The organism is Ruegeria sp. BH6 (assembly GCF_056538105.1).
The window spans coordinates 19498-40825 of sequence record NZ_JBQFSR010000010.1 but is presented as its reverse complement, the minus strand read 5'-3'; the positions used below and the strand labels follow the sequence as shown (position 1 = coordinate 40825).

Here is a 21328-nt window from a genome sequence, read left to right as displayed (position 1 = left end):
ATGCCGCCAAATTTGATCAAGAAGGGTTCTCAAATGTCCGCTTTCCTCCGCCGCTGCAGCGGCGCAGTTCTGGCCTATGCCGTTGTCACTCAGGGCGCGTTCGCCGATGTCACCGCCCAGCAGGTTTGGGATGATTGGCAGGCCTACCTGTCCCAGATGGGCTATACGGTTTCGGCGGAACAATCCATCTCGGGCGGGGTGACCACGATCACCGATATGAATGTTGCCTTGTCTGCGCCGGACACGGACGGATCGTTCAAGATGACTGTCCCGCAGATGACCCTGACTGAAAATGGTGACGGCACAGTCAGCATTGGTTTTCCCGAAAGCTTTCCCATGACCCTGTCCGGCGAGGAAGAGGGCGAGGCGTTTTCCGTTGATATCGAGTACTACCATACCGGGCTTGAGATGGTCGTTTCGGGCCAACCGGACGATATGACTTATGACTATTCCGCGCCCACACTTGGTCTGAAACTGGGTGGCGTACAGGTCGAGGATGAGACCCTGCCCAACGACATGCTGGCCATGGATTTCAAACTGACCGACTTGTCCGGAGATTCGCGGATGAAGATCGGCGAAACCCGCACAGTGGACCAGAAAATGACCGCAGCCGGGCTGACCTATGATCTGGGATTCACCGATCCCGAAGGGTCAGATGATGGCAAGATCAACGGGTCGATGAACCAATTGACCTTCGAAGGCACCAGCGTGATCCCCGAAGATTTCGACGGCACCGATCCGCAATCCTTCTTCAACGGCGGGGTCTCATTCTCGGGTCTGTTCACTTACGCTTCGGGTCAGACCGCGATTGAAGGGACGAGCGAAGGTCAGGCATTTTCGATGGCCACCCAATCCGAAGGTGGCCGGTTCGGCGCCAGCTTGGATGATCAGCGTCTGGCTTATGATGTCGAACAAAACAGCGCAAACCTCGCCGTGACTACCGCCGAGCTGCCCTTCCCAATCGAGATGGCAATGGCCAAGACAGGGTTAGGGTTCGAATTCCCGGTGCAACAATCGGAAGAAGAGCAGCCCTTTGGACTGTCGGTCAACGTAACCGATTTCACCATGTCGGACGTGTTGTGGAGCATCTTCGACCCGGCAGGAGCCCTGCCGCGCGACCCGGCAACCATCGCGCTGGACGCCACCGGAACCGCAAGAATCCTGACGAACTTCTTCGATCCGACCGCCATCGAGGCTCTGGAAACATCTGGCGAAGCACCGGGTGAGCTGAACTCGCTGAAGATCAACGAATTGCTGGTTTCAATGGTCGGAGCTAAATTGACGGGTGACGCGGACTTTACTTTCGACAATTCCAGCACCGAGGAGTTCGACGGGCTACCGACCCCGGCCGGCGTGGCGAACCTTCAGCTGGCGGGCGCCAACGCATTGATCGACACGCTGATCACCATGGGCGTGATCGGCGAAAGCGACGCGATGGGTGCGCGGATGATGATGGGCCTGATGGCCGTACCCGGCGACGAACCGGATACGCTGAACTCGAAAATCGAGTTCACGGAAGATGGCCAGATACTGGCCAACGGTCAGCGCATCAAGTGATGTTGGGGGGCGAAGCTCAATATTACCAGAGCTTCGCCCGCTAACTGACTCAGGTCTGCAAATCCAACTCGTGGACTAGAGCTCGTGCGATACGCCGTCCGGCGGTTCGACCATTAAAATACGCGGGTGTCGGCAGTTCCTTAGCAATGCTCTGCATGTGGAACCGGTACATCCCCTCATAAAATTTGAAGTTGGTCTCACACAGAAAAAACTTCCCGGTTTCTGCGCATGGAAGAATGTCATGCGCGTAAAGCCCGACGCCCACAGCATTCTTGACGCTTTTCGCGATGTCGCGGATTTGGTCAATATTGGGTTTAATCAGTAGGTCGTGAAGATGTGTTAGCATTTCAGCATCAACCGGCGTCCCCCGAGTTCGGACATTAAGTCCTTTTCCGGCTCTTATCCACGAAAACAGGACCTGTTCGCCTACCGCCATGGCACGAATGGATACATGCCAGGGCTTACCTTTGTATTCGTATTTGCAATTGATGTAATCGGTGTTGTACCGCGTAGAATCCAATTCCCTTTCGTCACTCACGAGTTGGACCGGAACATGCGCGTTTGACACTTCGTTCGAAAAAACAGTTCCGAAACTGTCACCCGCCTCAATCAACCTAGGCATGGGAACGCCCGCGGCCGTCAAAACCTTGTTCTGGCGGACTTTGTGGCCAATGACGCGCCCATGTTCAACGGAATGCAGTACCTTGTGACCCAGAGCAGCAAGCTCTGTTTCACGTGCACGCAGCCAGTCTACTTTTTGATGCTGAACGACGAAAAGCTCGTTGTAATGCAGCAAAACATAGCTTTTCGGATCTGTTGTCGGGCCGCGCTCAATCAGTTCCCGGAAAGGCAAAACTTCAGCGGGGACTTGCAGCTTGGTAAGAACCCTTGTGAAATGGCTGATGATATTGCTCGACCCTTTGCCCGCGGCAACGACATGCGGCTCGTCAAAAACAACTACGAAAAACTGAGCCAAGCCAAGCTCTCCTATTTGCCTTCACTTGCCCGGGTGAAAGTTTCAATCTGTTGCGATCGTCACCCGGAAATCTGTAATGCGTCCCAACTAATGAAAGTTTATACGGAAATGTAAACCCTTCGGCTGCCCCATCTGAATTTGGGCCAAACTAAGGGGTCTGACCTGTGATCTATCTGCCCAGAGGTCTTGCGGGACGGGCGGTCCAAGGCTAGGTCCAATGCAATAAAACCGGAGGCCGCATGACCCTAACACCTGAAGACATCAGCCAATCCTTGATGGACGCGGCCCGCAATGCCGGGGCCGACGCGGCGGATGCTATTGTGATCGATGGCTCTTCGGTTTCAGTCGAAGTGCGGAGCGGGGCGCTGGAACATGCCGAAAGGTCCGAGGGTACTGACCTTGGCCTGCGGGTGTTCCTGGGCCAACGGCAGGCGATCGTGTCCAGCTCTGACAGCCGCCCGGAAACCTTGACCGCGATGGCCGAGCGCGCCGTGGCCATGGCCCGCGAAGCCCCCGAAGATCCGTTCACCGGGCTGGCCGATGCGGCGCAGTTGGCCACGGATTGGGATCTGCCCGCATTGGAATTGTTCGACCCCACCCCGGAACCAGCGGCCGAAGACCTGCTGCATGACGCGCTAGCAGCCGAAGCTACGGCACTGTCGGTTCACGGCGTATCGCAAGTATCCGATGCAGCGGCGGCTTATGGCACGCACCGTGTACATCTGACAGCAACCAACGGTTTTTCCGGTGGCTATGCCCGCAGCAGCCGCTCGACCACATGCGTGGCGATCTCGGGCGAAGGTACCGGGATGGAGCGCGACTATGACGGCGACAGCCGCACCTTTCAAAGCGACCTGCGCAGCCCCGAGGAAATCGGCCGCACCGCAGGTGAACGTGCTGTGGCGCTGGTCGGGGCTCAGAAACCCACCACCGGCACATTTCCGGTGCTGTTTGACGAACGCATCTCATCCTCGCTGATCGGTCACCTGCTGGGGGCCAGCAATGGTGCGGCTATCGCGCGGGGCGCGTCTTGGCTTAAGGACTGTCTGGGCGAACAGGTGTTACCTGACCACCTGTCGCTGATCGAAGACCCGCACCGCCCACGCATCGCAGGCTCGCGCCCCTTCGACGCCGAAGGACTGGCAACGCAGCGGCGCGCCATTGTCGAAAACGGCGTGCTGACCGGCTGGACGCTTGATCTGTCCAGCGCTCGCAAGCTGGACATGACCTCAACCGGTAACGCCGCGCGCGGCGTGTCGGGGCCACCTTCGCCCAGCAACTGGAACCTGAGCCTGACCCAAGGCACACACAGCCGCCAGGACTTGCTGCGCGACATGGGCACCGGGCTGCTGGTGACATCTATGATCGGCTCGACCATCAACCCAAACACGGGTGACTATTCACGCGGTGCATCAGGGTTCTGGGTCGAGAACGGAGAGATCACGCATCCGGTCAACGAATGCACCATCGCGGGCAACCTGCGCGATATGTTGAAACGGATCATCCCGGCAAACGACGCGCGCCCGTATCTGTCGCGGGTGGTTCCGTCGGTGCTGATCGAAGGAATGACACTTGCCGGCAGCTGACCTGCAACTTTTGATCGACGCCGCATTAGAGGCCGGAAAGATCGCCACCCGATACTCGGGCACAACGGCGCAGCGCTGGGATAAACCCGACGGCGCCGGACCGGTGACCGAGGCCGATCTGGCCGTCAACGCCATGCTGGAACAGCGCCTGCCCGCCGCCCGGCCATGCTATGGCTGGCTGAGCGAAGAAACAGAGGATTCCACTGACCGGCTGACGAAGGACCGGGTGTTCATCATCGATCCGATCGACGGCACCCGCAGCTTTGCCGAAGGATCGCGCACCTGGGCACACTCACTGGCCATTGCAGAACAGGGCGAAGTGATTGCAGCTGTAGTTTACCTGCCCCTGCGCGATCTGCTGTATACTGCGGCCAAAGGACAAGGCGCGTTTCTGAATGGGGCGGCGATCCACGTCTCGGGCGTCACGACGCTGGACACGGCGCAAATATTGGCGGCCAAACCCAATTTGAAGCCACACCATTGGCGGCAGGGTCAGGTGCCTGACTTTGAACGGGTCTATCGCCCGTCACTGGCCTATCGAATGGCGCTGGTCGGACAAGGGCGTTTCGACGGGATGCTGACGCTGCGGCCCAGTTGGGAATGGGATATCGCTGCGGGCGACCTGCTTATCCGCGAGGCTGGCGGCCGCTGTTCCGACCGGTTGGCGCAACCCTTGCGGTTCAACAACGCCCATCCGCGCCTGAACGGCGTGATCGCGGCCGGCACGCCCATTCATGACACCCTGCACGCACAGCTTGACCCGGGCAGCACCGGAATCCGCCCATGAGCCGACCGCGATCCCTCAGCCTGGCAGCCTATCGGGTTCTGTCCTGGGGCGTGTCCAACCCGAGCAGCCAACCCGAGATCCAGCGCCCTGAGGGCGAGTTGCTATGGGTCCATATCAACGCACAGGATCGCCAGCGCGCGGTCGTAGATTTCTGCCATAGGCTGCAGCAGGTCCGACCCACTTTACATGTGCTGCTGACAGTGCCCGCCGAAGCCGACCTGAGCCTTTGGGAGCAAGGAGACTACCCGCTGGTGAACCTGCCCTCCGAACAAGCGGGGGCAGCACGCGCGTTTCTGGACCATTGGCACCCCGAAATCGGCCTGTGGGTCGGGGGCGGGCTGATGCCCAATGTTATCACGCGCGCCGAAGAGCGCGGTATTCCCCTGATCCTGATCGAAGCACGGGTTGATATAAAGATCGCGCGCGGCGCCCGGTGGCTGCCGGACATCACCCGTTTTACTTTAGACTGTTTCAAAACCATCCTGACCACGAATTCGGAAACCACCCGGACAATCCGTCGCCTTGGCATCACGTCGGGCAAAGTCACCGACTCTCCACCATTGTATGTCAGCCCGAACCCGCAGCCCTGGCCCGAGGATGAACTGATCGAAACCAATCACGCACTGGCGGGGCGTCCGGTCTGGTTGGCAGCATGTGTGCGGGACAAAGAGTTCATCTCGATCCTTAGTGCCCATCGCCAGGCATTGCGGATGTTGCCCCGGCTGACACTGGTGCTGAATGTGGCAGACACCGCCGAGGCGGAACCGCTGCAAAATCGCCTTGAGACTATGGATCTGCGTTGTACCAATTGGGACACCAGCGGTCAGATCGAAGACAACACGCAGGTTATCCTATCCGCCCACTCCGAAGATCTGGGCCTGTGGCACCGGGTCTCGCCAGTCACATTCATGGGCAGTTCGCTAGAGCGCGACGCGGGTGGGCGCGATCCACTTGTTGCCGTTGCCCTTGGGTCGTCCGTCATCCACGGCCCGTTTGTGCATCGTCATCAGCAGATGTACGATCAACTGGATCGGGCCGGGGCTGCCCGCATGGTCAGATCCGCAACCGAACTGGGCGACGCCGTGGTCGAGCTGCTATCGCCTGACCGAGCTGCAGATATGGCGCTGGCCGGATGGCAGATCGTATCCGAAGGCGCACCACAAGCGGATCACCTGATCGATATGGTGCAGGATTGCTTGGATCAGCGGAGTGCGGGTTGATGCGAGCACCTAATTTCTGGAATACCGCCCCCGATCGGCTGGATATGCGCGCAAAATTGCTGGCGCCGCTGGGACGCATTTATGCCGCCGCAACCGCCCGGCGGGTGGCGTCCGAGCCCGGGATGAAACCCGGCATTCCCGTCATCTGCATCGGCAACCTGAACGCAGGTGGCACCGGCAAAACCCCAACCGTAATCTGGATGATCGAGCAATTGCGCGACGCCTGGCACGAAACGCATGTGGTGACGCGTGGCCATGGAGGTTCGTTAGAAGGGCCCGTGCAGGTTGACCCATCCAAACACACCGCCGCGCAAGTCGGGGATGAACCCCTGTTGCTGGCCGCCTTTGCCGAGGTCTGGGTGGCCAAGGACCGCGCCGCCGGCGCGCGCGCGGCGGCCGAAGCCGGGGCCAGTGTGATCCTGCTGGACGACGGGTTTCAGAACCCCTCGGTCGCCAAGGATTTCTCGGTCATCGTGGTCGATGCGGCGCGTGGGTTCGGAAATGGGTTATGCCTACCTGCCGGACCATTGCGGGAACCTGTCGATACCGGATTGCAGCGCGCCGATCTGGTACTGTCGCTGGGTGATACCGACGCGCAAACCCAATTTGCCGATCGCTGGGAAGCGAAGCTGACCGTGCCCCACGCCACCGGCGCGGTTGAGCCCCTGCAAACCGGTATGGATTGGGCAGATACGCCGGTTCTGGCCTTTGCAGGGATAGGCCATCCTGAAAAGTTCTTTGCCACCTTGCGCCAACAGGGCGCGACACTCTTGCGGGCCGAGGCACTGGACGATCACCAACCGCTGACCCCTGCCCTTATGACCCGGTTAGAGAACGAGGCCCGCCTGCTGGGCGCGCAAATGGTAACAACGGAAAAAGACGCCGTGCGCCTGCCACCGGCGTTTCGCAGCAAGGTCATCACACTGCCCGTGCGTTTGAAAGTGAATGAGGCCGACAAGGTGCGGCAGATGCTGCTGCAAATCGCCCCGTCGCCGTAAAGTGCGACCGGTCCATCAGAACCGGTCGCAACAGGCAATCAGCTGCCCAGTTCTTCTTCGATCAGCTTCTTGAAATCGGCATAAGATTGGTTGTCGACCTTCTTGCCATTCACAACGAACGAAGGCGTGGATTGAACACCGTCACGTTCGGCGTTTTCCTGATACCAGGCCACCAGTGTCTGCGCGCGGGTGCCGTCCTGCAGGCAGGATTCAAGCTGGTCATTGTCAATACCAGCCAGACGCCCGATCTTGCGCAGCTCGTCCACGATTTCAGCTGGACCACCTGCGCGGGTCCATTCGGACTGACCTTCATAGATCAGGTCGGAAATGCCAAAGAACTTATCGGGGCCGTCACAACGCGCGACCATCGAAGCCCACAGGCCATATTTGTCGAAATACACCTCGCGATAGATGAACTTTACCTTGCCGGTGTCGATAAAATCCTTCTTCAGCTGCTTATACGCCCCCGTATGGAAGTTGGCGCAATGCGGGCAGGTATAGGATGCATATTCGATGATCTCGACCGGCGCATCTTCGGCCCCCTGCACCATCTCGACGATGGTCGAGGTGTCAATATCGGCCTCTTGCGCCTCGGCACTGCCAATCATCGGATACGAAGTAGAGGAATTCGACAGCCAATAGCCGCCAGCGGCAATAGCGACGGCCGCGCAGATTCCGGTTGCAATACGGCTCATTTCTCAGCCCTTTCTCAGCGTTTTTGCTTGGATAATACGTTGCGGCCCAGACGTTCAAGGGCCGCGCGCAGATCACCGTCATTGACGTCGCGCGCGGTCCGGTCCACCTCGGCCACGATTTCGGGATCGATTTTGGGTTTCGTCGCTTTCGGTTTGTGATCGAAGCTGGCCTGCCCCTCGGCAAATCCTGTCGGCGCGGTCTGGGTGATACGCACCCGGCTGATGGCGTTATAGCCATAAACAGCATTCACCTTGCCGCGCAGCTGTTCTTTTTGCATTTCAAGCATCGGAGCCTGCGGGCCAGTAGTCAGCACCGTCAGCGTCGCGCCGATCCCGCCCTTGCCATAGCCCACATTCACCGGTCGCGCGATGGCGGCCATATCCTGGCCAACGATCTCGGCCCAATGGGTCAGCAGACGCGAAACGGCAAAGCCCCGGCTTTCCCCGGCGCGCCTGATCTGGCCGTTCAGCAATGTCGCGGTGCGTTTGAACCCGCGGGTCGAAGAACGTCTGCGCTGCATCTGGTTTCCAACTCCTGCGCCGCTATTGTAAAGGGCATGATATCGGACGCCAGCGAAACCCGACAGAGAGATAGATAAAACTTGCGTGACACTATTCAATATGACCTGAGCGGTGCGTTACTGGCCTGGTACGACCGCCACGCTCGCACGATGCCGTGGCGTGTTAGACCAGCCGACCGGGCGGCGGGCATGATACCCGACCCCTACCGGGTCTGGTTGTCCGAAGTGATGTTGCAACAGACCACCGTGGCCGCTGTCCGAGATTATTTTACGCGATTCACCGCGCGCTGGCCTACGGTTCAGACGCTGGCGGCCGCACCGGACGATCAGGTCATGGGCGAATGGGCCGGGCTGGGTTATTACGCCCGTGCCCGCAACCTGCTGAAATGCGCGCGCGCGGTGGCCAATGAACATGGCGGCGTTTTTCCTGATACCTATGACGCCCTGCTGAAACTGCCCGGCATCGGCCCCTATACGGCCGCCGCTATCTCGGCCATCGCTTTTGACCAGACCGAGACTGTTCTGGATGGCAATGTCGAGCGGGTTATGGCGCGTCTGTATGACATTCACGACCCTCTGCCAGGCTCGAAACCCCTGTTGAAAGAAAAAGCCGCTGCGCTAACGCCCGACCTGCGACCCGGAGATTATGCACAGGCCGTGATGGATCTGGGGGCCACGATCTGTACCCCGAAATCTCCGGCCTGTGGCATCTGCCCCCTGCGCGACCCTTGTCAAGCCCGTGCGGCCGGAACCCAGCCCGACCTGCCGCGCAAGACACCGAAAAAGCCGAAACCCACGCGGTATGGCCATGTCTATATCGCTCAGCGTACGGATGGAGCCCTGTTGCTGGAGCGGCGCCCCGACAAGGGGTTGCTGGGCGGCATGCTGGGCTGGCCGGGGTCTGTTTGGTCAGATGCGCCATCAGACTCCCCTCCCTTTTCCGCTGACTGGCAAGCTTTAGCAGGTGAGGTTCGCCACACCTTCACCCATTTTCACCTGATCCTGTGTGTCTGGACAGCTACGTTGCCGACGGAAACGACCCTTGATGATCTGATCGTTTTGGAAAAACACACTTTCCGCCCCAGCGACCTGCCGACCGTGATGCGCAAAGCATATGACCTCTGGCGCAACCGGTAACCCATTGTCTGTCCTGCCGGATTGTGGCTAATGTGCGCGCAGTCATCCGGAGCCACCCAATGACCGCAACAGATACCTTACCCCGTTGGCAATCGGCCCTGCCGTTCTGGATCTCATTCCTGCTGATCCCGCTGATCTGGTTCACCGCAATGGCCGGCGGTTGGTGGGTCTTGCTGGTGCCACTTTCCACATGGTGGGCCTTTGCGTTGCTCGACCGGCTCACCGGGCTGGATCTGGCCAATGCCAGCCCCGATACCCCCGACTCGGTGTTGCACTGGTACATCCTGCTGACGAAAGCCTGGGTTCCGGTGCAATTCCTGACCCTTTTCGGGTTGATCTGGTACGCCACGCATACCGACCACCTGTCAACCTTGGCTAAGGTTGGGCTGTTCTTCGGAATGGGTGTAATCTCGGGCACGATCGGCATAAATTACAGCCACGAGTTGATGCACCAAAAAGGCCGGGTCGAACGCTGGTTGGGCGATATCCTTCTGGCGATGGTGCTGTATTCACATTTCCGCTCTGAACATCTGCTGGTGCATCACCGCTATGTCGGTACGCCCCGCGACCCGGTGACTGCACGCTATAACGAGGGGTTTCATCGGTTTTATCCGCGGGTGCTGAAACAATGCCTGTTCTCGGCCTTGCGGGCTGAACGCGAAAAACTGGCCCGTAAAGACCGCCCGTGGAGCGACCTCTCCAACCCGTTCTGGCGCTACTGGGCATTACAAGGTGCAATGCTGGTATTGGCCTTCGTGATCGGAGGTCTCTCGGGGCTCGCACTGTTCCTGATCCAGGCGGGCGTCGCCATCTGGCAGCTAGAATTGGTTAATTACGTCGAACACTATGGCCTGACACGCAAACATCTGGGCGCAGGCAAGTATGAGCATGTCCAACCGCGCCACTCATGGAATGCGTCACAGAAAGCGTCGAACTGGCTGCTCATCAATTTGCAGCGCCACTCGGACCACCACTATAAACCCAACCGCCGCTTTCCCCTGTTGCAACACCACCCCGAGGACGCCGCCCCGCAATTGCCCTACGGCTATCCGGTGATGACGGTCGCCGCGATGATCCCACCGCTGTGGCGTCGCATCATGAACTCGCGCGTCCGCGCTTGGCGGCGCCAATACTATCCCGAAGTTACGGACTGGACGCCCTATAACAAATTGCAAAACCCGCTGCCACGCGCCTGACCGCAGCACGCGTCAGCGTGCTGCCCGGCCCAACGATCCGCCTTGCACCTTCGATGCATGGTTGATCGGCGGGAGCCCTCACCCGGTCATCACCCATACATCCATCGGGGCCTCCACCCCCCGGACCGCACGATTTTCGTGTTTCGCAAACGCCGCCATCAGCTCGGATACGTTGCGGCCTTCTTCCTCCAAACGGCTCCGAACTGCGTCGCTCATGATGACTTTTGCCTGAAATTCGCGGGTCTGCGCCTCAAGCTTCGCGGCCACATTCACCGCATCCCCTATCACCGCAAATTCCAAACGGTTAGCGCCGATATCCCCCAGAACGACCGCGCCGAAATGGACCCCGATCCCCACACGTATCTCAGGCTCGCCCGTACGGCGGCGTTCCACGTTCCAACGGTCAATCACATCGATCATCCCGCGCGCGCAGGCCACTGCATTACTCGCATCCTGCGGTGTCGGCACCGGCGTCCCAAACGTGGCCATCAACCCGTCACCAAGGTATTTGTCCAGCGTTCCGTGATGGCGGAACACTTCGGCCTCCATCCGTGCGTGAAAGCCGCGCAGAACCTCGATCACTTCGTAAGGGTCGCGCCCGGCGGCATATCTGGTGAATCCGACGATATCGATGAACAGGACGGCAATTTCCTCTTTCCGCACCTGCTTCAGCGGCTCATCATTCTGGCTCAGCTCATCCACCACGTTCGGTGAGAAATACCGCGACAGGTTTGCCCTTTCGCGCTCCAACCCCGCATTCGACATCAGCAACCGATTGAGCCGCCGCATCGACACGCCCAATGTGACCGCCACCATCATGAACACGATCACCTGTTGAATACGCTGCGCTGGCATAAAGCTGTTGGGGTCCAGCAATTCTGCCACATCGGGATAGCCAGCCAATGCCTCAGCCACACGCTCGCTGAGACCGGGCATCGGGGTTGCAACCCACCAGGCGATGATCCATCCTGCTGTCCAGACCCCTGCCGTCCATGATCCGATCGCAATCACCGTGCGCCAGGAATAGGCCAACGTACCGGCCGCCAGAATGATGAAAAAATACTGGAAATTGTCGAACCGGTACTGCATCGCCAACGGTCGGACATCGTCGCTGAACGGGTTGGGCACAATCATCCCCAGTGTCATGATCAGCAGGTCCACAAAGATCAAAAGCAGCTCGGTCCGCGATTGCCCCACACGCCCCGCGCGCCGGATAAACCAGCCGTTGGCGCAGATCAGCAGCAAGATGAAGTGATACCACAGCACTTCCCATTGCGGATTCAGGTAGATCAGCAGCACACCAGTCAGCGCCATCGCGATCCAGCGAGCGCGGACCGCAAGTTCAAGCCCCTCGCGCTTGTGTCGTTCCATCGCGGCTTCGGTATATTTGTTTTCCAGATCGAAATTGTCCGGGCGGGTCACAAAGAACCGGTCAAAGCGGGACTCGCTGGCTGTGGTTTCCGACATTGCACAAGCTCCTTCACTGCACCGCAGGATACAGAAGGCCCGTTTCGAAACCAGATGTTGAAAAACAAAAGACCCCGCCGAGATCGGCGGGGCAAGGCTTAGTGCCTTGTGTCAGGCCACAGGCACCGGCGGTGTTGGTAAAATCAGTTCATCTCGGCCCGGATCTGCTGACGCAACACGTCAATCGGCACCGTTTTGCCGTCGCGTTTAAAGCACCAGTAGGTCCAGCCGTTACAGGACGGCGCGTTTTCCAGCTGCGCCCCCACTTGATGGATCGAGCCCTTGACGTTGTTGCCCACCAGCGTGCCGTCGGCACGGACTTTGGCCTTGTGGCGCTGGTTCATGGAATACAGTTCTTCACCCGGGCGCAGCATCCCACGTTCAACCAGTTGGCCGAAGGGCACGCGCGGCTCGGCACGTTTGCTGGCGCTGACCTCCAGCGCCTCACGGTCGAACTTACGGACCTTCGAGATGCGCTTTTCAGCGACCTTGCGATAGCTTTCCTCGCGCTCGATGCCGATGAATTCGCGGCCCAGCATCTTGGCAACTGCACCTGTGGTTCCGGTACCGAAGAACGGATCAAGGATCACGTCGCCCGGATTGGTCGAGCCGATCAGCACACGGTGCAACAGCGATTCCGGTTTCTGCGTCGGATGCGCCTTGTCGCCGTTTTCATCCTTCAGGCGCTCGTGCCCGGTGCAGATCGGCAGCACCCAGTCACTGCGCATCTGAACGCCCTCGTTCAGCGCCTTTAGGGCTTCATAGTTGAACGTGTACTTTGCCCCTTCGCGTTTCGACGCCCAGATCATCGTCTCATGCGCGTTGGTAAAGCGTTTGCCGCGGAAGTTCGGCATCGGATTGGATTTGCGCCACACGACGTCGTTCAAAATCCAATAGCCCGCGTCCTGCAGGGCCGAACCCACACGGAAGATATTGTGGTAAGACCCAATCACCCAGATCGCGCCATTTGGCTTAAGCAGACGACGCGCTGCCTTCAGCCATTCGCGGGTGAATTGGTCATAAACGGCAAAGCTGGAGAATTGATCCCAATGATCGTCAACCGCATCTACCTGGCTGTTATCGGGGCGGTGCAATTGACCCTTCAACTGAAGATTATAGGGCGGATCCGCAAAAATCAGGTCCACCGACGCCTCGGGCAGACTGTTCATCACATCGATGCAGTCCCCGGATAGAATCGTGTTTAAAGGGAGCGCTTTTGCGCCCTTTTTAGTGGTTGTTGTCATTTGTACTGCCTCAAGTATCCACGGCGCTTTTGCGCTCATTTGGTTGAGACAAGGATGAGTCAAAGTCGATTCGCCGTCAATTTCTTTTTTGAATCAGCGACTTACGATTTACTCTTGATACAAGATATTGTGTACCGGCTTGAAGGAACGTCTATGGTGTGGGGTCACACCAAGATTTTGCAGCGCGTCCTTGTGTTGTTTCGACGGATAACCGGCGTTTGTCTCCCATCCGTAGCCCGGATGCTGTTGCGCCAAATCCACCATCAGTTGATCGCGCCAGTTTTTGGCGACGATCGAAGCCGCCGCAATCGACACAGAATGCGCATCGCCTTTGACCACCGCCCTCGCGGGGATCGTCAGGCCTCGTGGAATCATGTTCCCATCGATCAGCAGGTAATCAGGCGGCGGGTCCAGCGCTGCCACCGCGCGCTCCATCGCCAGATGCGAAGCCCGCAAGATATTGTGTTCGTCAATCTCGGCCACTGACGCCTCGGCAATTGCGATCTCGGCCTTCTTACGCAGGGCTGCCTCTAACGCGGCGCGCCGTTTCGCCGTCAGCTTTTTGGAATCGTTCAGCCCGTCGGGAATATCACTGGGGTTCAGAATCACGGCTGCGGCAACCACCGGTCCGGCCAGTGGTCCGCGCCCAACCTCGTCTACGCCAGCGATCCGCAGAAATCCACGCGCCGCTGCGGCCTTCTCAATTTCATAATCCGGAGTCGTCATACCCCCGGAAAACCGCGTTTTGCCACCCATCGCAAGAAAAAAGGAGAGAGCAGCTTGCGCCGCCCTCTCCCGCACAGCGCTTCTGTGGCGCCGCTCCTGCTCGAAAACCGTTACTTGTAACTAACGCGGTATCCTTTCTGGCGCAGACAACCGGGGTGGTATGCCCGCTTGACCTTTTTGCCATTCCAGAACCTGACCTTGCACTGGTTAGGCAGGCTATTGCTGTATTTGTAATGCTTGCCCAGACAGGTCTGCCCCAACAGTCGTTGATTGGGCGAATACCCTTTGAACGTGCGCAAGCATCGTTGCGGCAGGCTGTAACGCGCAACACGCGGAGGCAGCGGGCGTACGTGATGTGGCCGGTGCTTTGGCCGGGTGTGTACGTGTTTCTGGGGCGCCTTATATATGTGATTGTAGTTGTGCGTCACGTTGTTCTTTTTGCTCTTGTCGTCGAAATGCTTCACAGCGGCGCCAATCAGCGCAATGGCTGCAAGCCCGCCAAGAATATCCTCGACATCCGCGGCCCGCGCCTGAGACGCGGAAATACCGGTGATGGCAACTGCCGAGGCCACGATCAGGGCAATGAATTTCTTATGCATGGTGCTTGTCCTTCAGTAGTCTTGAGGTGACCCGGTGGCGGGCCGTGTGCTGATGACCCGACACTGGCCGCGCCTCGTTCAGACAGGCAATAACGGGCCGGTGTTATCCGATATCAGGTCCGCGAAACCCCTTAGGTTATTGAATATCGTGCCAACACATGCGCAGGATGCGGCCTATGAAACAGATCCTCTCTTCTCTGGCCCTGTTGGCCCTGATATCGCTTGGCACCACCGCTTCGGCGGCCGATTGCTATGCCGACTACAAGGCCAAGCAGGACAATCCACTGCGCCTGCACTACGGCGTCATGCAGGTATCGGCTTGCGGCAAAGGGCAGGCTAAAAAAGAAGTCGCCCAGCGCCTCAAGGGGTCGGGCTGGACCCTGCTGAACGTCATGTCCGTGTTCGGGCCGGAAGGGTTGGATAAAAGGAAGGCCAATGCCGGAAAATTCTATCTCCGTTACTGAGGCCCGCCGATCCGGTGTCAGACTGGTCGGCGCGGGCATCGCGGCGATCGTGGTGATTCTGGTAACAGCGGCCATCTTTTTATTCTGGACCCTGCCCGATGCTAATGCCTTTAACGCCCGGGTCGAACGATTGTTCATCGAAAGCGACCTGACCTCGCAAACCGAGATTCGCCTGCTTGAGGTATTGGCGCAATCAGGCACCGCCTTTGCCGATACTCTATCCAGCTATCGCATGGTGATTTTCGTGTTGTTGGTTTTCGCCACCGCCATGTTGATCACGGCGCTCGTGTTTCTGGTGATGCTGGTTCTGTTGAACCGGCGCATGGCACAGATCGAACGCACTGGTATTCAGGTCACCTCGCTGTTGATCAGCCGCGAGGAAAATACCGTCTATCTGAACAACATGGATTTCAAACTGACCCCCGCGGCGATGGAAACCTTGTCAGTTCTGGCTGAATCCCGCCTGGACGACGAGGTCTTGTCCGGTGTCCAGATCGAGTCGATGATCTCGGGCAAAGACACCGCCGATTGTGACGAGGCCGCAGGTGCCACACGGATCAAACGGCTGCGCGATGCCTTGGGCAATCAGATGGTCAGTGAGTTGCTGGTCAAGAATATCGCCAAAAAAGGCTATATGCTGTCGATCGAAAAAGATGTGATTCAGATGGTCTGACTTTGCCGCATCGCACAAGGTATGTGTGATAAAATGCCAGTTATCCCCCTTGGAATGCTTGCCCCAAAGGCCCATCCTATTACCAAGCGGGTCAGGGAAACTGATGATGAACGTCCATACCACACCGCCGACTAAAGGCTATGGGATATCGGTCGAATCGCTGAAAGGTCGGATCGCGATCTATCGGGATGACACCCTGTTGGCCGAAAGCACCGACGCGAAAGTCATGTATGAAACGCGGCTGCCGGCCACAATTTACGTCCCGCGCGCGGATATCTGTGTCGATCTTGGTGCAGAAACCGAGTTGCAGACGTTTTGCCCATTCAAGGGAACGGCGACCTATCACGATGTCATTCTGGATGGGCAACGGCTGACCAACTCAGTCTGGGCCTATGAACAAGCACTGCCTGAAAGCGCCGCCATTCAGGGCTATGTCGGGTTTATGCCCTCGGCCTATACACGGGTCGACTTGGGCGAAAACCAACTGCGAGATACCGAGGATGGCAATATCAGCGGCCCTCTGATTGATTGGCTGATGCGTGGTGCATCCAACCTCAGCACGCCGGAAGCCTTCACCAAGGCATTGGCCGAAAAGATGTTGGAACACGGCATCGCCATTCAACGGCTCAGCATTCTGGCCTGGTCTTTGCATCCGCTGATCGCGGGCAAGCATTATATCTGGGAAAAGGGTGAGGCCGAGATTTCGACCAACGTGCCCACGTATGAAATCCACGATCACCCGGCCTATATCAACAGCCCCCTGCGTCACGTCTCGAACGGGCTGGGCGGTGTGCGCCAGCGGTTGAACGACGAAAACCCCCAAAACAGCTTCCCGATTATGGAGGACCTGCGGGCCAAGGGTGCCACCGATTACGTCGCCATGCCATTGCCGTTCTCGGACGGGCGGACAAATGTCCTGACCCTGACCTGCGATCATCCTGACGGGTTTACAACAGAAAACCTCGGGCTGGTGTTCGAGTGCTCATCTGTCATTGCCCGCTTTTACGAAGTTTTCATGCAGCGCGAGAACGCACAGGTGTTGCTTGAGACTTATGTCGGCAAACGCTCGGGCGCGCGGGTGCTGGGCGGTGAAATCCGGCGCGGCGACGGGGATGAGATTGATGCGGCCATTATGTTCTGCGACCTGCGCAATTCAACCAGCCTGGAAGAGCAGCTTGGCCGTACCGCCTATATCAACGTGCTGAACGACTTTTTCGAAACCGTGTCCGATATCGTGCATAACAATGGCGGCGAAGTATTGAAGTTCATCGGTGACGCTGTTCTGGCAGTCTTTCCCGAGGGTGAAGATTCCATGGTCGCGCGCCGAAACGCGCAACGCTCAGCCGTTGAAATTGTCGAAAAACTTGGTGAGTTGCGCCAGTCTGGCTCAGACGTTCATTGTGATTGCTCGATAGGGGTTGCCTACGGTCGGGTCACATATGGCAATGTCGGATCGCGCGAACGGCTGGATTTCACCGTCATCGGACAGGCCGCAAATGTCGCGGCCCGGCTGGGGGAATACAGCAAAACGATCGGTCAGCGCATTGTCGTCTCGGCCGATATTCAGCCTGCATGCGCGGATGCTTTGTCATTGGGCGAGGTCAAGCTGCACAATGTGTCCCAGCCAGTGACCGCATTTGCACTCAGAACTTCGGCGGATGCCGTGTTGAACGCCTGAGTTTTCGAATAGTTACCTGTGTCGCGCCTAGGTTACGCCCCCAGCAAAATCAGCGCCGTATGAGCAGGGGAAATCGTGTTTTGCAGCTGTGCAATCTGGCTGCGTGCAAGATATTGGTCTGTCAGCCGGGCCACCGACGCCTCGTCGGTAAATTGGGCGAGATCGTCTGATCCAGTCAGACCCGACAATCTATCCTTGAAAACCTCAAGCTGCCTGTCGATGTCCAACTGCGCGAAACTTGATGGCAGCCCCAGCGCCGTCTCCATCATGCTTCTCAGCGGCGGTTGCCCCATCAGATCGAACCACTTTGTGTCCGAACTGCTGTCCTGCGCGGCCAGATCCGCCAAGGTATGTTGCGTATAAAGCGATATGCGCATCGTCTCATCGCTCTCACCGACAGCGATTTCGAACCGAGACACGACATTGTCCTGCGCAATTGCTTCCATAAAGGTGGTCAAACCCGTTCTGCGCACCTCGCCCGGACCCAAGCCGAAGGCTTCGGAAAACTCCTGATACCGCTTATCGGCCAGACGGTTGGACAATGCATCCTCGGCGCTTGTCCCATCGGACAGAATTTTCTGGATGAAATAGCGATTGTTGATGTCATCCTCTAGCCCGAAGGCGCCCAGCGCCACTTGCAGCAACCGCCTATCCGAAACCAATTCCTCAGCCGTCTGTACCTTGCCGATATTGTCCAGAAAGTACTTTGTCTCTCGTTCATTGACTGGCGACGCCGAAAAGCTTTCGAGCTGCGTATCATAGGTACGCTGCAAAAAACGCCAGCCGACAATACCATCAGAGGGGATGACAGGCCGGAATGTCATTGCTGATACGCCATCAACCGTTCTTCACGCGGCAACAGCGCCCGCAGGGATTTCAGGCATTTGTAATACTGTTCGGCCAGTAAAGCCTCAGTAGCTTCGGACAGAACACGACGACTGTCGGCATCGGTGAAGACCTGGCTCAACTCTTCAACCCGCCGCAAAAGCTGTTGCCGCGCCCGCTCAGGCTCCATATCGCCGGACAAGACAAGCTGGGCGGCATAACACACCCGCCGCACCGGGGTAGTCACCTCATCCGGATGAATGGCATCGCGCAGGCGCAGGACATTTGCGTCCGGCGTCATGATTGAAAAGCGGCTGCGGCGATCTCCGTTTTCGACAACCACGCCGTTTATCAGCACCCTCTCTTTCGGTGCCAGTTTCAGAACCAGCCCCCCCATCAGGTAGCACCCATCTGACGCAGGCCGCGCAGGACGGCCATATTGATCTCAAGCAGCGGCTCAACGGTCGCCTTATTACCCAGAACCTGACTGCTGTGTTGCTCGGTGAATTCTGCCAGATAGAAGATTCGCGCACGCAATTCATTGGGCAGCGCGTTGTCCGAGTCGGACACGCCTGTTGCCAGAACGGTCCACAAGCGACGATTTTCGTGTAGCGCGTGAACGAACCCTCCGAAATCGGTTTTGCGTCGGGCCGCCGCAACCTTGAGCCGATGCGTGATCTTCGAAATCGCCTCGTACTCGGTATCGCGCGGGGTGCGGGTCGGGGCGGCGGTCTGCGCGTAGGCACGTTGTGCAAGAGTTTGCTGTGTCACTTGAAATCCTTCCAATAGGCCGTCTTTTGGCGGTCAGAGTCGGGGCGCGTCTGGACGCCCCGACCAGATTCCGAAAATTAACGGAACAGCGACAGGATCGACTGCGGCGCCTGATTGGCAATCGACAGCGATTGAGTGGCCAGCTGCTGCTGAACCTGAAGAGCTTGCAGACGAGCCGAGGTCTCTTCCATATCGGCGTCAACCATCGAACCGATGCCGGACTTGAACGAGTCGGTCAGTTTGGAAACGAAATCCTGCTGTGTTTCGATACGGCCCTGCGCCGAACCAAAGGCTGCCGCTGCATCAATCGACGTGTCGATCAGTGTTTCGATGGTGCCCAGTGCGGCTGCCGCGCCTGCATCTGTCGAAACGTCAATCGAGCTGAGTGCGCCAAGCCCACCGGAACCAGCATTAGTGAATTGAGCCGACACGGTAATGTCCTGATCCGCATCCGCACCAGCCGTTGCCGTACCTGTAGTAAAGGACAGGGTGTTCGGCGATCCCGAGTCATAGTCGACTGCAACACCTGTGATGCCCAGCGCATCAACTTGGTTCTTGAGGCCAACAGCAACAAGAGCATCTGTATAGGCATCGTCATAGGTTCCAGAGGGATCCAAATCGCTGGCTTGAATGGTGTACGACACATCCTGATCACCGACTCGGATCGAGACACTATCACCGACTTCAAAGTTGTCAGTCGAGCTGTCGATCACAATGTCACCTGACCCGCCGGCTTTATCCATGGTAAAGCCTGCAACATCATTGTCGGTGGTCGCGCCTCCCGAACCTGCAAGTACGCCTTTGGCAGTATAACCGCCAATGGACAGGTCCTGACTTGCGACCGAAATCGACGACGAATTCACTGCACCAGTGCTATCCCGATCAAGTGAGGACAAGATCGAAGCAGTACCGGCCGAGCCGTCCACAAGGTTAAGCCCGTTGAACTGTGCCGCACCAACAACCGACGCAATCTGATCCCGCAGAGCGGTCACATCATCGTTGATCTTGCCGCGGTCAACGTTGTCCTCCTGCGCGGCGACGATTTTCTCTTTCATCTGCGTCAACAGATCGGTCACGGTTTCCGACGCGTTCCGCGCCACTGCAACGGTCGATTCACCCAGCGCCAGGCTGTCTTTGATCGCGTTGAAGCCCTTGACGTCCGACTCCATGACTTTGGAGATTGCCCAGACGGCCGAGTTGTCCTTCGCAGTTGCGACGTCCTTACCGGTCGAGATCGCGTTCTGGGTCATCTCCAGATTCTTGTTGACCGATTTCAGGGTTTGCAGCGCCACCATTGCGCCATTGTTTGTCAGAATGCTGGACATAGCTTTCTTCCTTTTCCGTTCGGGCCCTTTGCGCCCATGCTTACCCCGCACCACATGCGGGCTTTGACGTCTTTCTGATCAATGCGATCCGCCGTCGGGCTGTTCGCGCCACCTGTTGTTTCAGATGCCCGGCCACCTTTGCCCCTGATCCCCTAATGGAATGCTAAAGCCCCTCACTCAGAAAATTCGGATTTGAATCAAACCCGCTCCTATGCCCGTTTTTCCAGTTTCGCATTGCGACGCACGGCGTATCCGTTGCGCTGCCCGTCCGCTCCGTAGGTGCTGAACTCCTGCCGAACGCGCCGCAATTCGGCCATACGGCTGGCAACGGCCCGAATCCCTTCGGCGGCGCTGTTCAACAGCGCCTGGTTCCGTTCGACTTTCTGCTGCAGGCGAATCAATTCGGCGCTGTCCAAAACCTGCAATTCATTGATCGCACCGATCAGCTTTTCCTTTTCCGGCGCCATATGGCTCAGCCGGTCCAGATCCCCGTCGACAAGCGCGGATCGCTCAAGATCCAGCACTTCCTCAAGGGATCGGATCAGGTCGGTTTCAGAATTGGTCGGCATCGGTTTTCTCCATCATGGACTGGAACAAAATTTCGGACAGGCCAATGCCGCCGGATGCGGCCAACGCGCGCGCCTGATGCTGCACGAGGAAGGACGAAAACTGATCTTCGCCGGCACCGCCGCCAAAAGATTCGCTGGCCTTGCCCAACCCAGAAGATTTGAGCATTTCCGCCAGAAACGCGGCCTCCAACTCGACCGCCGCAGCCTGCAATTTCTCGACCGTGGTGGGGGGCTGCGCGGTAGGAAGGGTTGTGGAAATCTTCATCACTTTCTCCGAAATTTGCATCGAACTTTCTCGATCAAAGGCGAAAGCG

At 58.1% G+C, this 21328-nt stretch carries 23 protein-coding genes; 10 read left to right on the top strand and 13 right to left on the bottom strand.

The genetic code is table 11. The features are described 5' to 3' along the window. The first annotated feature begins 33 nt into the window (after positions 1 to 33). A complete protein-coding gene (locus ACR0B8_RS17725; RefSeq protein ID WP_480659219.1) occupies positions 34 to 1557 on the top strand; it encodes a DUF2125 domain-containing protein in 1524 nt (507 codons plus the stop codon). A 49-nt stretch (positions 1558 to 1606) separates the two neighbouring features. On the opposite strand, the gene ACR0B8_RS17720 is transcribed toward ACR0B8_RS17725, so the two are convergent. Beyond that, positions 1607 to 2533 carry a hypothetical protein gene (locus ACR0B8_RS17720; protein WP_170362360.1) on the bottom strand — a complete coding sequence of 309 codons (927 nt, stop codon included), beginning with the start codon at positions 2531 to 2533 and terminating at the stop codon, positions 1607 to 1609. Between the two features lie 239 nt (positions 2534 to 2772). On the opposite strand from ACR0B8_RS17720, the gene ACR0B8_RS17715 reads away from it, so the two are divergent. From ACR0B8_RS17715 to lpxK, 4 genes are read left to right on the top strand one after another with little or no spacing between them, the layout of a single operon-like run. Beyond that, complete coding sequence (locus tag ACR0B8_RS17715; RefSeq protein ID WP_170362361.1) at positions 2773 to 4119, top strand: TldD/PmbA family protein; 1347 nt, start codon at positions 2773 to 2775, stop codon at positions 4117 to 4119. Then, positions 4106 to 4906, top strand: a complete 801-nt coding sequence (locus tag ACR0B8_RS17710; protein WP_170362362.1) for an inositol monophosphatase family protein — start codon at positions 4106 to 4108, stop codon at positions 4904 to 4906. Before ACR0B8_RS17715 ends, ACR0B8_RS17710 begins: the two co-directional genes overlap by 14 nt. Beyond that, positions 4903 to 6126 (top strand): 3-deoxy-D-manno-octulosonic acid transferase, encoded by a 1224-nt coding sequence (locus ACR0B8_RS17705; RefSeq protein WP_170362363.1) that lies wholly within the window; start codon positions 4903 to 4905, stop codon positions 6124 to 6126. Before ACR0B8_RS17710 ends, ACR0B8_RS17705 begins: the two co-directional genes overlap by 4 nt. Further along, complete coding sequence (gene lpxK / locus ACR0B8_RS17700; RefSeq protein ID WP_170362364.1) at positions 6126 to 7124, top strand: tetraacyldisaccharide 4'-kinase; 999 nt, start codon at positions 6126 to 6128, stop codon at positions 7122 to 7124. Before ACR0B8_RS17705 ends, lpxK begins: the two co-directional genes overlap by 1 nt. 38 nt (positions 7125 to 7162) lie before the next feature. Here the strand turns inward: lpxK and ACR0B8_RS17695 are convergent, their stop codons facing one another. Then, positions 7163 to 7819: a DsbA family protein gene (locus tag ACR0B8_RS17695; protein ID WP_170351070.1), complete on the bottom strand. Its 657-nt coding sequence runs from the start codon at positions 7817 to 7819 to the stop codon at positions 7163 to 7165. A 14-nt stretch (positions 7820 to 7833) separates the two neighbouring features. After that, entirely contained in the window at positions 7834 to 8340 is a 507-nt protein-coding gene (locus ACR0B8_RS17690; RefSeq protein WP_170362365.1) for a DUF721 domain-containing protein, read from the bottom strand. A gap of 81 nt (positions 8341 to 8421) precedes the next feature. Here ACR0B8_RS17690 and mutY point away from each other — a divergent pair, with 81 nt between their 5' ends. Beyond that, the gene (gene mutY, locus ACR0B8_RS17685) at positions 8422 to 9477 is read left to right on the top strand and encodes an A/G-specific adenine glycosylase (protein ID WP_170362366.1); all 1056 of its coding nucleotides are present in this window, start codon (positions 8422 to 8424) and stop codon (positions 9475 to 9477) included. 59 nt (positions 9478 to 9536) lie between these two features. Continuing rightward, positions 9537 to 10673, top strand: coding sequence for an alkane 1-monooxygenase (locus ACR0B8_RS17680; RefSeq protein ID WP_170362367.1), 1137 nt, complete (start codon positions 9537 to 9539; stop codon positions 10671 to 10673). A gap of 78 nt (positions 10674 to 10751) precedes the next feature. Here the strand turns inward: ACR0B8_RS17680 and ACR0B8_RS17675 are convergent, their stop codons facing one another. The 4 genes from ACR0B8_RS17675 to ACR0B8_RS17660 all read right to left on the bottom strand — a co-directional run bounded on the left by ACR0B8_RS17675 (position 10752) and on the right by ACR0B8_RS17660 (position 14709). Next, the gene (locus ACR0B8_RS17675; protein WP_170362368.1) at positions 10752 to 12140 is read right to left on the bottom strand and encodes an adenylate/guanylate cyclase domain-containing protein; all 1389 of its coding nucleotides are present in this window, start codon (positions 12138 to 12140) and stop codon (positions 10752 to 10754) included. 143 nt (positions 12141 to 12283) lie between these two features. Further along, the gene (locus ACR0B8_RS17670; protein ID WP_170362369.1) at positions 12284 to 13384 is read right to left on the bottom strand and encodes a site-specific DNA-methyltransferase; all 1101 of its coding nucleotides are present in this window, start codon (positions 13382 to 13384) and stop codon (positions 12284 to 12286) included. A gap of 108 nt (positions 13385 to 13492) precedes the next feature. Further along, entirely contained in the window at positions 13493 to 14110 is a 618-nt protein-coding gene (locus tag ACR0B8_RS17665) for a ribonuclease HII (RefSeq protein ID WP_226689246.1), read from the bottom strand. Between the two features lie 110 nt (positions 14111 to 14220). Next, positions 14221 to 14709 carry a hypothetical protein gene (locus ACR0B8_RS17660; protein ID WP_170362371.1) on the bottom strand — a complete coding sequence of 163 codons (489 nt, stop codon included), beginning with the start codon at positions 14707 to 14709 and terminating at the stop codon, positions 14221 to 14223. 176 nt (positions 14710 to 14885) lie between these two features. Here ACR0B8_RS17660 and ACR0B8_RS17655 point away from each other — a divergent pair, with 176 nt between their 5' ends. From ACR0B8_RS17655 to ACR0B8_RS17645, 3 genes are all read left to right on the top strand, one after another. Further along, positions 14886 to 15173, top strand: a complete 288-nt coding sequence (locus ACR0B8_RS17655; protein WP_170362372.1) for a hypothetical protein — start codon at positions 14886 to 14888, stop codon at positions 15171 to 15173. Further along, positions 15145 to 15846 carry a winged helix-turn-helix domain-containing protein gene (locus ACR0B8_RS17650; protein ID WP_170398171.1) on the top strand — a complete coding sequence of 234 codons (702 nt, stop codon included), beginning with the start codon at positions 15145 to 15147 and terminating at the stop codon, positions 15844 to 15846. Before ACR0B8_RS17655 ends, ACR0B8_RS17650 begins: the two co-directional genes overlap by 29 nt. 106 nt (positions 15847 to 15952) lie before the next feature. After that, the gene (locus tag ACR0B8_RS17645; protein WP_226689247.1) at positions 15953 to 17524 is read left to right on the top strand and encodes a DUF427 domain-containing protein; all 1572 of its coding nucleotides are present in this window, start codon (positions 15953 to 15955) and stop codon (positions 17522 to 17524) included. Positions 17525 to 17556: 32 nt separating this feature from the next. Here ACR0B8_RS17645 and ACR0B8_RS17640 read toward each other — a convergent pair whose 3' ends face one another. From ACR0B8_RS17640 to ACR0B8_RS17615, 6 genes are all read right to left on the bottom strand, one after another. After that, on the bottom strand, positions 17557 to 18348 hold the full coding sequence (locus ACR0B8_RS17640) for a DUF1217 domain-containing protein (RefSeq protein ID WP_170362373.1): 792 nt from the start codon (positions 18346 to 18348) through the stop codon (positions 17557 to 17559). Further along, entirely contained in the window at positions 18345 to 18746 is a 402-nt protein-coding gene (gene flbT / locus ACR0B8_RS17635) for a flagellar biosynthesis repressor FlbT (RefSeq protein ID WP_170362374.1), read from the bottom strand. Before flbT ends, ACR0B8_RS17640 begins: the two co-directional genes overlap by 4 nt. Further along, a complete protein-coding gene (gene flaF, locus ACR0B8_RS17630; RefSeq protein ID WP_480659212.1) occupies positions 18746 to 19120 on the bottom strand; it encodes a flagellar biosynthesis regulator FlaF in 375 nt (124 codons plus the stop codon). Before flaF ends, flbT begins: the two co-directional genes overlap by 1 nt. Positions 19121 to 19197: 77 nt before the next feature. After that, a complete protein-coding gene (locus ACR0B8_RS17625) occupies positions 19198 to 20445 on the bottom strand; it encodes a flagellin (RefSeq protein ID WP_170351083.1) in 1248 nt (415 codons plus the stop codon). 209 nt (positions 20446 to 20654) lie between these two features. Next, on the bottom strand, positions 20655 to 21014 hold the full coding sequence (locus ACR0B8_RS17620) for a flagellar biosynthesis protein FlgN (RefSeq protein ID WP_170362376.1): 360 nt from the start codon (positions 21012 to 21014) through the stop codon (positions 20655 to 20657). Further along, complete coding sequence (locus ACR0B8_RS17615) at positions 20998 to 21279, bottom strand: rod-binding protein (RefSeq protein WP_170362377.1); 282 nt, start codon at positions 21277 to 21279, stop codon at positions 20998 to 21000. The genes ACR0B8_RS17620 and ACR0B8_RS17615 overlap by 17 nt, the downstream gene beginning before the upstream one ends. Positions 21280 to 21328 lie beyond the last annotated feature (49 nt).

Excerpts from the sequence above, each read along its gene's own strand:
- ACR0B8_RS17705 (WP_170362363.1), top strand. The coding sequence starts at position 4,903 with ATGAGCCGACCGCGATCCCTCAGCCTGGCAGCCTATCGGGTTCTGTCC.
- flbT (WP_170362374.1), bottom strand. The coding sequence starts at position 18,746 with ATGGGGGGGCTGGTTCTGAAACTGGCACCGAAAGAGAGGGTGCTGATA.
- ACR0B8_RS17640 (WP_170362373.1), bottom strand. The coding sequence starts at position 18,348 with ATGACATTCCGGCCTGTCATCCCCTCTGATGGTATTGTCGGCTGGCGT.
- lpxK (WP_170362364.1), top strand. The coding sequence starts at position 6,126 with ATGCGAGCACCTAATTTCTGGAATACCGCCCCCGATCGGCTGGATATG.
- ACR0B8_RS17625 (WP_170351083.1), bottom strand. The coding sequence starts at position 20,445 with ATGTCCAGCATTCTGACAAACAATGGCGCAATGGTGGCGCTGCAAACC.
- ACR0B8_RS17655 (WP_170362372.1), top strand. The coding sequence starts at position 14,886 with ATGAAACAGATCCTCTCTTCTCTGGCCCTGTTGGCCCTGATATCGCTT.
- ACR0B8_RS17650 (WP_170398171.1), top strand. The coding sequence starts at position 15,145 with ATGCCGGAAAATTCTATCTCCGTTACTGAGGCCCGCCGATCCGGTGTC.
- ACR0B8_RS17645 (WP_226689247.1), top strand. The coding sequence starts at position 15,953 with ATGAACGTCCATACCACACCGCCGACTAAAGGCTATGGGATATCGGTC.
- ACR0B8_RS17680 (WP_170362367.1), top strand. The coding sequence starts at position 9,537 with ATGACCGCAACAGATACCTTACCCCGTTGGCAATCGGCCCTGCCGTTC.
- ACR0B8_RS17695 (WP_170351070.1), bottom strand. The coding sequence starts at position 7,819 with ATGAGCCGTATTGCAACCGGAATCTGCGCGGCCGTCGCTATTGCCGCT.
- ACR0B8_RS17620 (WP_170362376.1), bottom strand. The coding sequence starts at position 21,014 with ATGCCGACCAATTCTGAAACCGACCTGATCCGATCCCTTGAGGAAGTG.
- ACR0B8_RS17660 (WP_170362371.1), bottom strand. The coding sequence starts at position 14,709 with ATGCATAAGAAATTCATTGCCCTGATCGTGGCCTCGGCAGTTGCCATC.
- ACR0B8_RS17615 (WP_170362377.1), bottom strand. The coding sequence starts at position 21,279 with ATGAAGATTTCCACAACCCTTCCTACCGCGCAGCCCCCCACCACGGTC.
- ACR0B8_RS17670 (WP_170362369.1), bottom strand. The coding sequence starts at position 13,384 with ATGACAACAACCACTAAAAAGGGCGCAAAAGCGCTCCCTTTAAACACG.
- ACR0B8_RS17665 (WP_226689246.1), bottom strand. The coding sequence starts at position 14,110 with ATGACGACTCCGGATTATGAAATTGAGAAGGCCGCAGCGGCGCGTGGA.
- ACR0B8_RS17675 (WP_170362368.1), bottom strand. The coding sequence starts at position 12,140 with ATGTCGGAAACCACAGCCAGCGAGTCCCGCTTTGACCGGTTCTTTGTG.
- ACR0B8_RS17725 (WP_480659219.1), top strand. The coding sequence starts at position 34 with ATGTCCGCTTTCCTCCGCCGCTGCAGCGGCGCAGTTCTGGCCTATGCC.
- ACR0B8_RS17690 (WP_170362365.1), bottom strand. The coding sequence starts at position 8,340 with ATGCAGCGCAGACGTTCTTCGACCCGCGGGTTCAAACGCACCGCGACA.
- ACR0B8_RS17715 (WP_170362361.1), top strand. The coding sequence starts at position 2,773 with ATGACCCTAACACCTGAAGACATCAGCCAATCCTTGATGGACGCGGCC.